The following is a 14,457-nucleotide window of genomic DNA, read 5'->3' as shown; positions in this document are numbered from 1 at the left end:
TCATCAGGCGCCACCTCCCTGCTGCAGGCGATGCAATCGCGAATAATGGCCCGCCTGGTGGGCCAGCAGTTCGGCATGGGTACCCTGCTCCACAATCTGCCCGCGGTCCATCACCACAATCCGGTGCGCATCACGCACCGATGACAACCGATGGGCAATGATGAGGACGGTGCGCCCAGTGCAAATGCCTTGCATGTTGTTCTGGATCACTCGTTCCGACTCGTAGTCCAGCGCGCTGGTCGCTTCGTCGAAGATGAGAACGCGCGGGTCATCGATCAGCGCACGAGCAATGGCTATACGCTGCTTCTGCCCGCCCGACAGCGAAGCGCCATGCTCACCTACGATGGTGTCATAGCCTTCTGGCAATTCGAGTATGAACTCATGTGCACCGACCAGCCTGGCAGCCTCAATGACGGCCTCCATCGGCTTTCCAGGATCGGTGAGGGCAATGTTCTCGCGAATGCTGCGGTTGAATAGCAAGTTGTCCTGTAGCACCACACCGATCTGCCGACGCAGCGAAGACACATCGACCAACGACAGATCCATCCCATCGATCAATACGCGCCCTCGCTCAGGGCTGAACAAACGCTGGATCAACCGCGTCAGGGTGCTTTTGCCGGACCCCGAGCGGCCAACGATACCGATCACCTCGCCGGGTTGAATCAAAAAGCTAACACCGCGCAGCACCTCGGCCCCCTCAGGCCGATAGCGGAACGCCACTTGGTCGAACTCGATGCCCCCCGACAGCATGGGCATGCTGCTACGCGCGGTCTGGGTAAGCTCGCTGCGGGCATTGAGAATGTCGCCCAAGCGCTGCACTGAAACACCTGTCTGCTGAAAGTGGCTCCACAACTGAGCCAGCCGCATGATCGGCTGCGAGACACGCCCGGCCAACATGTTGAAGGCAATCAGTTGGCCTACGCTGAGTTGCCCTTGTATCACCAGTTGCGCCCCTGCCCAGAGCGTTGCGACCGTCACTAGCTTGCCTACAAGGGCAACCGATTCACTGGCGATCGACGACAGATTCTGAGTACGGAACCCTGCTGCGACATAACCCGCCAACTGGTTGTCCCACTTGCGCATGAAGTGAGGTTCTACCGCCAACGATTTCAGGGTATCGATGCCGTTGACGGTTTCCACCAGAAACGCCTGGTTTTCCGCACCGCGGGCAAAACTCTCGTTCAGGCGCGCGCGCAACAGAGGAGTAATGAGCAGTGAAATCAGGAAATACAACGGCAATGACAGCACCACGATAAGTGTCAGCCACCCGCTGTAGAGAAACATCACAGCGATAAACACCACCGAGAACAGTACGTCGAGCAGGAGGGTGATGGAGTTACCAGTGAGAAAACCGCGAATATTTTCCAGCTCGCGAACCCGAGCGACCGAGTCCCCCACGCGCCGCGCCTGAAACCACGCCAGCGGCAGGCTGATTAGGTGACGAAACAGCTTCGAACCCAACTCTACATCGATGCGGCTGGTGGTATGTGCGAAGACATAGGTACGCAGACCGCTCAAAGCTGTCTCGAACAGCATGATGCCCAGCAGGCCCATGGCAAGTACATCAAGAGTCGAGAGCCCGCGGTGCACCAATACCTTGTCCATGACCACTTGAAAAAACAAAGGCGTCAGCAGCGCGAAAAATCTGCAATACGAACGAAACCAGCAGCACCTCGCCAAGCAACTTGCGGTACTTGACCACTGCGGGGATGAACCAGGTGAAGTCGAAACGTGATGTTTCGCCCGTGGATGAAGCCTGGGTGCGCACGAGAATCAGCTCACCTGTCCAGCGTTGCTCAATCGCCTCAAGGCTGATGACTTCCTGGCGTAGGGTTGACGGGTTGTGGGTCAGTACACGTCCTTGTTCCAGGCGGGCAATGATGAAGAATTCGCCATCCTTGCCAAACGCGATGGCGGGCAGAGGTGTCTGAGTCAGGCGCGAGACACTAGTGGAAACGTAGCGAGCCTTGAGCGAAAGATGTCTGGCGGCCAGCAGTAGAGCGGTCTTGCCGAAGCACCGACCGTCCTCGCCGAATTCGTGAGCCAATTGTTCAGCCGTGACAGCGATGTTGTGGAAGCGGGCGAGCATCACCAGACAAATCAGTCCGGTATCTCTGATGCACTGTGCACCCTCTGCATGCGAATCCATTTGCATGACTCACCTCGGCGGGAGGCTGACGCGGCACGTAAAGGCTGTCACCGCCCGGGGCGGCAACGGCTGCAGCTCGATAAAGTCGTGGGTCTAGAGACGACGCTGAATCCCTGCCATACCTTTTCGGATACTTTCTGGTGACTCCCTTAGAGCAAAGAAGGTCACCTTACCAATGTCAAGAAGCCATCAAGAAAAAGTTGCGACAGCCATCATCCTCCTGGCACCCACGCGACCATCTAGATCGCGTCTGAAAAGTAAGTTGCTGTTCTGCCAAACATCCGTGCGATCAGTTGTCACTGTCCTTGCTCGGCGCCAATTGCGACGCCGGGTTCTCCGCCGGCTGCTGCATCTGCAGCGACGGTTTGCTCGGGTCGGAGTCCTTGCCGGGGTGGTTGGAGTTGTCGAAACAGCCGCCCAGCAGCAACAGGCCAGACAGCAGGAATACCGATGCACTTTTCATGGACAGTGCCCTCCACAGCGCTGCAAAAACAAAGCGGCGCATCGGACCCAGGCCACGATGCGCCAGTCAGACGGGGCACTGTTCATGCCCCGCCAGGTACTGCTGTGATGACGGAAGCTGTGATTACGGAAAGACCCCGCAATCAGGAGCGACCACCCTTGCGGCTGGTGTCGGTGGTTTTTTGCTTGTCCTGATTCATCCCACCCGAGTGCTGGCCGCCTTTGCGTCCGGCTTCTGACGCTTTTTCCCGGTCATTGGCGAAGTTGCCCGGGTTGCCACCCTGCTTGCTACCTGTCTGACCAGTGCTTTTTTCGTTGTTAGCCATGATCTTTCACCTCATTGGAAAGCGAAGGGTGCACGGCTGATGCCGTACATGAATTAGGAGCACGGCTGGCGGGAGGGATTCGGTTTATTTGAGCACTGCCGGACAAGTGGCAGTAAATGACCGCAGGCGCTTGTTTGGCGCGCCAAGGGATTCATCACAAAGGAAAAACACGGGGCAGCGACGCCGCCCCGCGAGGATCACATGTTGCCGTGATCGTGATGCATGGCGTGGCCGCCGGCATCGTTGAGAGCGCGGACGGGCGCCTGCACTTCGAGGGCTTGCTGGTTGCCCTTGGCATCCTCGACCACCAGGGTCAGCGGCACTTGCTCGCCTTCCTTCAATTGCTGGTTCAGGCCCATCAGCATCACGTGGTAGCCGTTGGCATCGAGCACCACGGCCTTGCCGGCCGGCAGCGCCAGGAATTCCACCGGGCCCATGGTCATCACGTCGCCGTTCATCTTCATCTGGTGGATCTGCACCGTCTTCGCCACCGACGAACGCACTTCCACCAGCTTGCTGTCGCTGTCGGCGGTGAGGGTCATGAAGGCGCCGGAGGATTGCTGGTTGGCGACGGTGGCGCGGGCCCAGGCGTTATCGACGCGGGTTTGCGCCAGAGCCGGCAACGCAGCGGCGCACAGGGCCAGCACTGCCAGGGCAGGTTTGAACAGGGAACGCATCAGCAGATCTCCATGAGGGTCAGCAGGTCTTCGGCGCATTCCTTGGCGTTCAGCGAATGGGACAGGCCAAGGTACAACCGGCCACGAGAATCGAAGACGAAACTGGTGGAAGAATGGGACACGGTGTAGGTGTCGCCCAACGGCACCTTCTCGTAGAACACGCCGAATTCCTTGGCGGTGGCAGCGATCTGTTCCGGTGTACCAGACAGCGCGGTGAAGGTCGGATCGAACGCCTTCACATAGTCATCCAGCACCTGCGGGGTGTCGCGCTCGGGGTCGAGGGTGATGAACACCACTTTGAGGAAATCGCCATCGCGGCCCATCAGCTTCTTGATCTGCACCGCACGCGCGAGGGTGGTCGGGCAAACGGCCGGGCACTGGGTGAAACCGAAGAACACCATCGGCATCGAGCCGTAGAAACTCGACAGCGCGTAGGTGTCGCCGTGGACGTCCTGGAGTTTGAAGGAGCGGCCGAGGATCTTGTTGCTGAGGTCCTTGCCGTACTTGAAGTCGAGCTTTGGCGATGTGTCGCAGCCAGTCAGGGCACCGAGCCCCAGCAGGCTGAGCCCGGCGATAACCTTGCGCCGGGTCAGTAAATCATTCATGTAACCGTCCTTTCGGGAAGGTACGAGCCTCACAGCGAAGCCGTTCATTTCATGGTTTTTTGCGAGGCGGCATTTTGTCACGGTCGCTGACACCCCTGCCAGCGCACAGCGCCCGGCGGATGCGACCCGATGTCGCAGTTGCGTAACGGAGTCGTAACAGCGCGTGACGAGACTCGCGAAAGTGGCCACGCGCCAGCATCCGGGTTATTGTCGCCGTTTTTCTGACAGGGATGCGCTCGAAATGCTGTCAGTGCCACTGACACAGCCTGTCAGTGCGCCACGCTAGAGTCGCCGCCAACGTCCACCCGACACAGGACCCGTCATGGCGGCCCACGAACACGACACCCTGGCCCTGCGCCTCGCGGACATCCTCCGTCTGATGCAATCGGGCGAGCGCCCTACCCGCCTGCAACTGGCCGAACGCTTCGGCGTCAGCGAGCGGACCATCTACCGCGACCTCAACCGCCTGGGCGATGTCATCGAGCCCGGCGCCAACGGCGTCTATCAGCTCGCCAGCCATTACCGCAGCAGCCTGTCGCCCGCCGACCTGCAGACCTTCGCCCGCATCAGCGGCGTCGAGCAGTTGTTTCCGGCCAGCGACCGCCGCTCCTGGCTCGACCTGCTCAAGCCGGGCCCGGCGAGTTTCCTGGTGCGCGACGGCCATTCAGGCGCGAGCCGCCCCGACCACCACGCGTTCCGCCAACTGGGCCAGGCCATCGAGCGGCGCCAGCGCTGCCAGTTGAGCTACACCGGCAAGCTGCGGCGGGTCGAGCCCTACCGGCTGATCCACAACAAGGGCATCTGGTACCTCGCCGCCACCGAAAACGATCACCTGAAAAGCTTCGCCCTCGGGCGCCTCGGCGAGCTGCGCGTGCTGGATGAAACCTTCGCGCCCAACGCCGATATCCAGGCGCAGATCGAAAACGACGATGACGTCTGGTTCGGCCAGGACCGCCTCGACGTCACCGTGCGGGTCGCCGCCAGCAACGCCCACTATTTCCTGCGGCGCAACGTGCTGCCGCACCAGCAATTGCTCGAACAGCAGGACGATGGCCAGTTGGTGCTGCGTTGCCAGGTCAATCACCCCAACCAATTGCTGCCGATCATTCGCTACTGGATTCCCCACGTACGCATTCTCGAACCCGTCTGGCTGCAGCAAAAACTGCGCGACGAACTGACCGACTACTTGCACTGAGGCAGGACACCCCATGACCGAAATGGAAAAGCCCCTGGGCGACGACTACGACAAGGACGACAGCATCGACTTCGAGCAGATCGCCGAGGAGCAGGCGAAACGCATCGAAGGCGAGCTGTTCGAAAACACCGAGAACGCCAACAAGACCACCGCGGTGATCGCCTCCTTCGTCGCTTCGTGCAATGCGCGTGGCGAGAAGCCGCTGGAGCTGTGGCTGAGTGACGAGTTCCGCAAATATCCGGACCTGTGGAAGGACGAGCAAGACCTGCTGCAGACCAGCCGCGAGGTGGTCCAGTCCACCACGGCCTTCAACCAGTCCCGCGAGTCGCTGCAAGCGCATCTGGACACCGGCCGCAGCAAGGCTTCGTGGCTGGCCGGCGAGATCGAGAAAAACGCCGCCGTCACCGGCTCCGTGAACGTCGGCCAGTACGCCGGCGGTATCGACCGAGCGCTGGCCGACGCCAGCGAAAACGCCCGCAAGATCATCACCACCCAGGCCGGGCCGATCAACCAGAACCCCAACCTCAACGGGTTGATCGCCGAGCAGCATCACGTCGACACCTTCAATATCGACGCCGCCGCCAAGGGCAGCCCCTACCGCGCGCGGGTGGTCGGCTCTCAGGAACTGAACTCGGTCGACATCGAGATCGTCGACGGCAACGGCAATGTGGTCGGCAAATACCAGTCAAAGTACGGCGCCGACGCCAAGGCTACCAATACCCAACTGAACGGCGGTGACTACAGCGATCAGAAACGCCTGGTCCCCGAAGGCCAAAGCGCCGATGTGCCTGACAGCACTGAAGTGATCGAGGCCGACGGGGTCAAGTCCAAACCGCTGTCCAAGGAAGAAGCCAAGGCCCTGCAGGAAAAGGCCCAGGCCGAGGAAGAAGCGCGCCAGTACGACTGGAACGACACCAACCGCATCGACATCGCCAAGCAGATCGGCAAGCAGGCGGTGGTCGGCGCCTGCATCGCGGTGGGCATGCAGGGCACGCGGATCCTTGCCCGACGCGCCTGGAACTGGCTGAACGGCCGGGAAAACCCCAGCGCCAATGACGAACTCAAGGAGTTCTTCGACAGCTCCCTGCGCGCCGGCACCAACACCGCCGCGCAGGTGGCGGTCTCCGGCGCCGTGGTGGTGGCGGTGAAGAACGGCTGGCTCGGCGCAGCGCTGCGCGGCACCCCGGCGGGGCTGATCACCAACATCGCCTGCGTCGGCCTGCAGAACGCCAAGATCCTCTACAAACTGGGCAAGGGCGAGCTGACCGGCGAAGAAGCCGTCGACGCCATCGGCAACACCACCGTGACCACGACCATGGCCATCGCCGGTGCCACCAAGGGCGCCTCGCTGGGCGCGGCGATCGGTACGGTGTTCGGCCCGGTGGGGATTGCCGTCGGTGGTTTCGTCGGCGGCGTGGCCGGCGGTATCGCCGGCGGGCAGATCGGCGAGGTGGTCTACAAGGCCGGCAAGGCCGTGGCCAAGACCGCGCTCAAGACCGTGGCGCGTGTCGTCGAAGGGGCCGGCCGGGCGCTGGAATCCATCGGGCGCGGCATGAGCAATTTCGCCTCTTCCCTCTTCTCCGGCTGGTAAGCACTGATGAACCTGCTCGAACTCAAGGACAAGATCAAATCCCACCTGGTGGCCGGGTATCCGGGGCTGTACATCCACTCCGGCGAAGAGGCGCGGGTCGACACCATGCTCCAGGACGTCGCCGCGCAACTGAACCTGCACCCCAAGGAGTGGAACCTCGGCTACGGCTGGGTGGACTTCTTCAACAAGCAACCGCGTGGCAGCCAGGGCCCGAAGACCGAGCTGGCCGACAGCCTGCCGGCGCTGCTCGACGACGACCTGGACGGCAAGCTGTTCATCATCAAGGACGCCCGCAGCGCCCTGGAAAACCAGCCCCTGGCCGTGGCCCGGTTGAAGCAGTTGCTCAACCGTATCCAGCGCCATCATCGCGGCAAGGCCGCCGTGGTGCTGGTGTCGGAAACCCTGCACATCCCGCCACCGATCGAAGCGCAGATCACTCTGCTGCCACTGCCATTGCCTCGCGGCGAGGAAATCGGCAGCCAGCTCGACAGTGTCTGCCAGCACCTGGAATTGCTGGTGCCGGAACACCTCCGGCAGCGCCTGCACGCCGCCTGCAGCGGCCTGAGCCAGGAAGAAATCCGCTCGGCGCTGGCGATGGTCCGCCTGCAGCACGAACAGATCAACGATGCCGCGCTGGCGCTGATTCAGCACGAAAAGGAACAGATCATCGCCAAGAGCGGTGTGCTGGAAATGCTCCGGGTCAGCGAAAACGCCACGGACATCGGCGGCCTGGAAAACCTCAAACTGTGGCTAGGACGCCGCGCGCAGATTTTCCGCCGCCTCGGCGAAGCGCATGAAGCGCGGGTGCAGGCGCCCAAGGGCGTGCTGATCGCCGGCATGCCCGGCTGCGGCAAATCGCTGACCGCCAAGGCCGCGGCCGGCCTGTTCCAGTTGCCGCTGCTGCGCCTGGATATCGGCTCGCTGCTGGGCAAATACGTCGGCGAAAGCGAGCACAACATGCGCCGCGCCCTGACCATGGCCGAGTCGGTCAGCCCGTGCATCCTCTGGATCGATGAACTGGAAAAAGCCTTCGTCGGCATGACCAGCGGCAGCGGCTCGGAAGTGTCGTCGCGGCTGTTCGGCTATTTCCTGACCTGGATGCAGGAAAAGACCGGCGCGGTGTTCGTCATCGCCACCGCCAACAACATCACCGCCCTGCCCCCGGAACTGCTGCGCAAGGGTCGTTTTGACGAGGTGTTTTATGTCGGCTTCCCCAACGCCGCCGAGCGCGGGGCGATCCTCGATATCCACCTCAAGGGCGAGGAGCTTGAGCTCTCAGCCGAGCAGCGCAGCACGCTGGTCACCCAGTGCCGCGACTACGCCGGCGCGGATATCCAGAACGCCATCAACGAGGCGCGGGAAGCCGCCTTCCTCGACAGCCGCGCGCTGAAATTCGAGGACGTCGAAGCGGCCATCGAGTTGACCGTGCCGCTGCGCGAAACCCTGCGTGAGCAAGTGGCGAAGTACGAGGATCTGTTCGAAAAACTCAAGCTCAAGCCGGCCTCGGCCTGCGATGGCCTGAGCGTGGCGCAGATGATCCAGATGGCGGACAGCGTCAACGCGCTACGCCGCGAAGAAGTGGCCAGAAGTGAAGATTGCCCGGACGACCTGCTGGAAAAACTCGCGGGCGATCAGGTCGAAGACATCCGCATCGCGGTGTACAGCAACCCCAATTGCCCGGAGCGCGTGCTGACCCTGCGGATCAATATCGAGGACGACCATGCCGACTTCGACCTCGACCTGCTGCACCTGGCCTGCGTTCACCCGCAAGCACCGCAAGACCTGCTGGCCAGCGAATTCCATCGCCTCAAATTGAAGCCCGAACACCGCCGCCTGCTGGCGCTGAAGAGCAGCCACGAACCGTTGCTGCGAGAAATGCTGCTGGACAAGGACGCCGAAGTCCGGCGCGCCCTGGCGCAGAACCGCCATATCGGCAACGACACGCAGCGCCAGCTCAGCAAGGACAGCGCGGACAGCGTGCGCCTGGCCTTGGCCGGCAATCCGCTGCTGTCCAGCGAAGCGCAGTCGCTGTTGTCGCGGGACGCGGAGGCCGATGTCCGCGAAACCCTCGCCAGGCTGCCGGCATTGAACGAGGCGGTACAACTGAACCTGGCCCGGGATGAGGACGCCGAAGTGCACCTGGCGCTGGCTTCACGCGGCGGTGAAGCCGCGTTGCCCGACTCGGTGCAACTGGAACTGGCCAACGACGGCATGGACGTGCGCCTGCAACTGGCCAGCAACCCGGCCATCGGTGCGCCCGCGCAATTGTTGCTGGCCCAGGACAGCCACATTGAAGTGCGCAAGACCCTGGCCCGCCACCCCGCCCTCGCCAGCGCGACCCTGCAATACCTGGCCAAGGACAGCGAAACGGTGCAGATCGAACTGGCCGCCAACCGCAACCTGGGTTCGGCACTGCTGCAACGCAGCCTCGTGCAAAGCGAATCCGCTGATGTCCGTGCGGCGCTGGCCGGCAACGATCACGCCAGCATCGAAATTCTCGGCCTGCTGGCCCGCGACCCGGACCCGGCGGTGCGCGAAAAACTGGTCAGCAACGATGCCATCAACGCGCAGATCATCGACACCCTGCTGCAGGATCCGCACACCGAGGTGCGCGAAGCCATGCTGATCTGGTGCACGGCACTGTCCGCCGAACAGCAGCAACGCATCGTCAAAGACCCGGAACCGAGCGTGCGCGAGCAATTTGCCTGGCACTGCGAACTCAACGAAGACTCGCAAGTGAAACTGCTAGGCGACACGGTGCAGGTGCGCGAAAACCTCGCACGCAACTACCGCATCGGCACCAGCATCCAGCAGCAGCTTGCCGTCGACGGCGAGGTTGATGTACGTCGCGCGCTGGCGCGAAACCTGAGTCTGGGCGGCCCGGTCCAGGCACGCCTGGCGGAAGATCCTGACATTGCGGTGCGTGTCGATCTGGCAGGCAACCTGGAACTGACCGCACCGGTGTTCGCCGAATTGCTGAAGGACGTCAAGGCGGTGCAGATCGAACTGGCCCGGCATGCCAGCCTGACGCAAGGGCAATATGCGCAGTTGGTCAGAAGCGAGTTCGACGAGGTACGGCAAACCCTGGCCGGCAACACCAGCCTCGGCGAAGACGTGATGCGCGAGCTTGCTCAGGCGACGCCGGCGCCCGCCCTGCACAGCGCCTGGTATGTGATTCCCGAGCCGTCGAAGGTCGACCTGGCCCTGGCGGGCAATGCCAAACTGCCAGCGAACTTGCAAAGCGATTACCACAGCAATTGGGTCAAATCGGCACCGCTGATGGAAGTGCTTGCCGGCAACCCGGCGCTCGATTCAGCGCTGCAAGGGAAGCTGGCAACACACACCGAGTACACCGTCCGCGCGAAGCTCGCGGCCAACCCGAAGCTGGCGCTGGACGTGGCGCAAAAACTGGCCAAGGACTCCACCGTGACCGTGCGCTCGGCACTGATCGGCAGCCAGCCGCTGCCCGCCGATATCGAGGAGCGCCTGTGCGACGACCACTCGTACAGCGTTCGTGTCGACCTGGCGGCCAACCCGCACCTCAGCAAGCGGACCCAACAAGCGCTGGCCGCGGACAATCATGAAGAGGTGCGTACCGAGTTGCTCAAAGGGGCCAACGGTCACCCGGGCTACGCCCTGAAATTGCTGGCCCAAGGTCTGCTCGCCCAGGACAGCGAGTTCGAAATTCGCGCCTTGCTGGCCGAACACCCGCACCTGAGTCTCGCCCTGCAAAGCCACCTCGCCGAGGACGACTCCGTCACCGTGCGCAAGGCCCTGGCAGCGCAACCCAGCAATCGCTGGGGCCGGGCACTCAGCGAAGACGTGCAACTGCGCCTGCTGATAAACAGCGAAATCAGTGTGCGCGTGGCCCTGGCGGGCAACGCCCAGTTGTTACCTCACGTGCAACTGGCGCTGGCCCGGGACAGCGACATCAAGGTGCGCAAGGCGCTGATCGACAAGAGCAGCAGCTATGGACCTCGCCTGCTGATCGTGGCGCAGAAGACCCTGGCCAACGATGCCAGCGAAGAGGTGCGGATCGCCCTGGCCAGAAAGCTGTTCGGCAGCCATGCACCGCCCAGCAACGAGGAAATCCTGCTGATGCTGGCCGGTGACAGCAGTCTTGAGGTCAAGGAAGCGATCGCCTTCTCCTTGAGCTTCGGCGACGCCCCGTTCAGCGAGGCGGTAATGAACCGTCTGATGGAGGGGCTCGACGAGGAAACCCGCGCGTCGCTGGAGGACATCCTGGCAAGCTGCGACGAGGACTGAGCCGCCAGCAAAAAATGCTCCCACAAGGATCACCTGAAACTTGTGGGAACAATTACTTCAGGCCTCCATCGCCAGTTTGCGACGCACCCGCCAAATCCCACAGCCAAACCCGCAACGCCCTCACACCTGTCACAAAACGGCCCACTTCCTGCTGTAGGTACGCCGACGCATCTTCAAGATGCACACGCCTACCGACACCTAAGGATAAGGTGCTGTTCATCGAAGCCACCAACTGGGAACTGGGCGACCTCGACGGCTACGAGCAGACCGACAACCCGGCGATCCCCGGCGGTTCCACCTGGCACGACCCGGCGGAAGACAACCAAACCGTGCTCACCAACGCCTTCGGCGAGGCCCGCATCGAACAGCGCCTGCGCGACTTCTCGCGCCTGCTGACCCGCCTCGTGCTGGAACTGACCAACGCCGACCTGCTCGCCTCCACCGCGTCCGGCGGCGCCATGGCGCGGCAGATGGAAGATCAGTTGCAGCGCCAGCATCAGGCCATGACCCGCCTGCACGACCGCCGCTGGCTGAGCGTGCTGGGCAGCGCGCGCGCGGTGGGCAGCTTCGATGGCGAAGTGGGTGTCGAGGGCGAGGTCTCACCCGACAGCGGCTTCGACGCGCCGGGCAATCCCGAATCGAAGCGCCTTGGCGTGCATGTGCTGGGCGACTACCGCCTGAGCCAGGCGGTTACCGTCGGTGCCAGCCTGAGCTTCGAACGCAGCCGCGACAGCCTCGACCATGGCGGCCGTGTCGAAGGCGACGCCTGGCAGGTCGGCGCGTTCGCCCTGCTCAACGATGGCGGTCCGCAATGGCTGGCCGGCGAACTGAGTGCCGGGCACACCCGCTTCGACACCCAGCGCTCGGTGTTCATCCAGGCCAACGGCGGTCCGGTGCTGCTGGACCAACGCCTGTCCGGCGACACCTCGGCGCTGTTCTGGGGCGCGCGGCTGGACGGCGGCTATGACTTCACCTTCGGCGGGCTGAAAACCGGCCCGGTGGCCGGGCTCGACTACGTCCACTACCGCATCGACGACTTCAACGAAGACGAAGCGCTGCGCACCGCCCTGGGTTTCGAAAAACAGGATTACGACACCCTCGAAGCCAGCCTCGGCTGGCGCCTGCACGGCAGCCTCGGCCTCGGCGGCATGGCCCTCAAGCCTTACGCCAGCGTGCGCTGGGTGCGGGAGTTGGCGGACGGCCGACTGGACGAGATCGACCTCACCAGCCGCGCCGACGGCCTGGTGCGCGTGGCCAACCTGAGCGACGTGGACAAAAACTTCGGCCGCGCGCAATTGGGCGCGCAATTGATGGTGACCGAGCAACTGGGGGTGTTCGCGGAAGCCAATACACGCTTTGCCCATGACGAAGGGAACCAGGCGGGGTATTCGCTGGGGGTGCAGTGGTTGTTCTGACACAAGCGTGATGGCAAGCAAGCTCGCTCCTGTTCTGCAGGAGCCAGCTTGTCGGGACGCCAAACCGTCACGATTGCACTGCCAACCTGACCTATCCTCAATCAACCACTCAGCCAGGATCCCCACCATGCCCCGCCTCCCTGGCCTCACGACCACCCTGCTGCTTATCCTCCTGTCCCTGCCGACCCAGGCCGCCGAGCCCTGGCACCTGGCCAGCAACGAAGACGGCATCCAGGTCTACCTGCAAGACGTCCCCCACTCCAACTACCAAAGCTTCCGGGGCGTCGCCCTGATCAAGGCCGACGTGCGCACCCTCAGCGACCTCCAGGAAAACCTCCGTGTCGCCTGCAAATGGCTGTACGCCTGCGCCGACATGCGCCTGCTGAAGGTCGAGGACGACAACACCTGGGTCTACCTCACCACCGCCCTGCCCTGGCCCGCCGCCACCCGCGACATGGTGCTCAAGGTGCAGACCGAGCGGAGCGACGACGGCAGCCTGATCCGCCACCTCTCGGCCGTGCCCGGCATGGTGCCGCGGGAATCCGGACAAATCCGTGTCACCCAGTTGCAAGGCACCTGGAGGATGATTCCCAAGGGCGAACGGGAAACCGAAGTCACCTACGAACTGCAGGCCGAACCCGCCGGCGACATCCCCGCCTGGCTGGCCAACCGCTTCGTTATCGATGCCCCGACCATCACCCTGAAGACCTTGCGCGCCGTGGCCGAACGCCAAGGCATCCACTCAACGGACGAGTCAACGGAGCCCATTCAGTAAATGAATACGACGAATTCCAACATTTAATTTGTGGATGCGAAGCATTGTTCCTATTGTAGGAGCGCAAGCCCGGTAGAACCGCCCTCACCGGCGGTCCCGCGGACACAACAACAAACACCCCCGAGACTTCCCATGTCCAAAACCTACTTCGCCCCTCACGGCGGGCACCCGGCTCAGACCGAGCTGCTGACAGACCGTGCGATGTTCACCGAGTCCTACGCGGTCATCCCCAAAGGCGTGATGCGTGACATCGTCACCAGCCACCTGCCGTTCTGGGACAAGATGCGCATGTGGGTCATTGCCCGCCCGCTGTCCGGTTTCGCTGAAACCTTCTCCCAGTACATCGTCGAAGTTGCCCCGGAAGGCGGCAGCGAGCGTCCTGAGCTGGATAAGAACGCCGAAGCGGTACTGTTCGTCGTCGAAGGTGAAGTCGACATCACCCTGCAAGGCAAGCCGTACACCCTGAAACCGGGTGGCTACGCCTTCATCCCGCCGACTGCCGAGTGGAGCCTGCGCAACAACAGCAACGCCAATGTCACCTTCCACTGGATCCGCAAGCACTACGAAACCGTAGAAGGCCTGCCGCACCCGGAAGCGTTCGTCACCAACGAACAGGACATCGCTCCAATTCCGATGCCGGGCACCGATGGCGCGTGGGTCACCACCCGCTTCGTCGACATGGCCGACATGCGCCACGACATGCACGTCAACATCGTGACCTTCCAGCCGGGCGGCACCATTCCGTTCGCTGAGACCCACGTCATGGAACACGGCCTGTACGTCCTGGAAGGTAAAGCGGTGTACCGCCTGAACCAGGATTGGGTCGAAGTGGAAGCCGGCGACTTCATGTGGCTGCGCGCCTTCTGCCCACAAGCCTGCTACTCCGGCGGCCCTGGCCCGTTCCGCTACCTGCTGTACAAGGATGTGAACCGCAACGTGCACCTGACGCTGAACCCCAAGCGTTAATGCTCGCGACTCTCGCAGCCTGAACAGAAA

9 protein-coding genes and 2 pseudogenes are annotated in these 14,457 nt (G+C 62.8%); 6 read left to right on the top strand and 5 right to left on the bottom strand.

The annotated features are described in order from the left end of the window. Window positions 1-3 precede the first annotated feature (3 nt). The 5 genes and pseudogenes from CKW37_RS27050 to CKW37_RS27035 all read right to left on the bottom strand — a co-directional run bounded on the left by CKW37_RS27050 (window position 4) and on the right by CKW37_RS27035 (window position 4,219). Window positions 4-2,149 (bottom strand): annotated as a pseudogene (locus CKW37_RS27050) (type I secretion system permease/ATPase). A gap of 289 nt (window positions 2,150-2,438) precedes the next feature. Further along, entirely contained in the window at window positions 2,439-2,612 is a 174-nt protein-coding gene (locus CKW37_RS33035) for a hypothetical protein (protein ID WP_175651696.1), read from the bottom strand. A gap of 142 nt (window positions 2,613-2,754) precedes the next feature. After that, window positions 2,755-2,937, bottom strand: a complete 183-nt coding sequence (locus CKW37_RS27045) for a general stress protein (RefSeq protein ID WP_095159252.1) — start codon at window positions 2,935-2,937, stop codon at window positions 2,755-2,757. Between the two features lie 197 nt (window positions 2,938-3,134). Beyond that, window positions 3,135-3,614, bottom strand: coding sequence for a copper chaperone PCu(A)C (locus CKW37_RS27040; protein WP_095159251.1), 480 nt, complete (start codon window positions 3,612-3,614; stop codon window positions 3,135-3,137). Then, window positions 3,614-4,219, bottom strand: coding sequence for an SCO family protein (locus CKW37_RS27035; RefSeq protein WP_095159250.1), 606 nt, complete (start codon window positions 4,217-4,219; stop codon window positions 3,614-3,616). Before CKW37_RS27035 ends, CKW37_RS27040 begins: the two co-directional genes overlap by 1 nt. Window positions 4,220-4,541: 322 nt before the next feature. Here CKW37_RS27035 and CKW37_RS27030 point away from each other — a divergent pair, with 322 nt between their 5' ends. From CKW37_RS27030 to CKW37_RS27005, 6 genes and pseudogenes are all read left to right on the top strand, one after another. After that, on the top strand, window positions 4,542-5,414 hold the full coding sequence (locus tag CKW37_RS27030; RefSeq protein ID WP_095159249.1) for a YafY family protein: 873 nt from the start codon (window positions 4,542-4,544) through the stop codon (window positions 5,412-5,414). A 13-nt stretch (window positions 5,415-5,427) separates the two neighbouring features. Further along, a complete protein-coding gene (locus CKW37_RS27025; protein ID WP_095159248.1) occupies window positions 5,428-7,005 on the top strand; it encodes a hypothetical protein in 1,578 nt (525 codons plus the stop codon). Window positions 7,006-7,011: 6 nt separating this feature from the next. Further along, window positions 7,012-11,271, top strand: coding sequence for an AAA family ATPase (locus CKW37_RS27020; protein WP_256587878.1), 4,260 nt, complete (start codon window positions 7,012-7,014; stop codon window positions 11,269-11,271). Between the two features lie 209 nt (window positions 11,272-11,480). Further along, window positions 11,481-12,686: pseudogene (locus tag CKW37_RS27015) on the top strand (autotransporter outer membrane beta-barrel domain-containing protein); the annotation flags it as partial. Between the two features lie 127 nt (window positions 12,687-12,813). Then, complete coding sequence (locus tag CKW37_RS27010; protein ID WP_095159247.1) at window positions 12,814-13,461, top strand: START domain-containing protein; 648 nt, start codon at window positions 12,814-12,816, stop codon at window positions 13,459-13,461. 132 nt (window positions 13,462-13,593) lie between these two features. Continuing rightward, the gene (locus CKW37_RS27005; protein ID WP_095159246.1) at window positions 13,594-14,427 is read left to right on the top strand and encodes a bifunctional allantoicase/(S)-ureidoglycine aminohydrolase; all 834 of its coding nucleotides are present in this window, start codon (window positions 13,594-13,596) and stop codon (window positions 14,425-14,427) included. The last annotated feature ends 30 nt before the right edge of the window (window positions 14,428-14,457 follow it).

The organism is Pseudomonas sp. Irchel 3E13, from assembly GCF_900187455.1.
In the GTDB taxonomy this organism is placed as follows: Bacteria; Pseudomonadota; Gammaproteobacteria; order Pseudomonadales; family Pseudomonadaceae; genus Aquipseudomonas.
The sequence above is the reverse complement of the archived record's forward strand: the minus strand, read 5'-3'. Positions and strand labels throughout refer to the sequence as shown.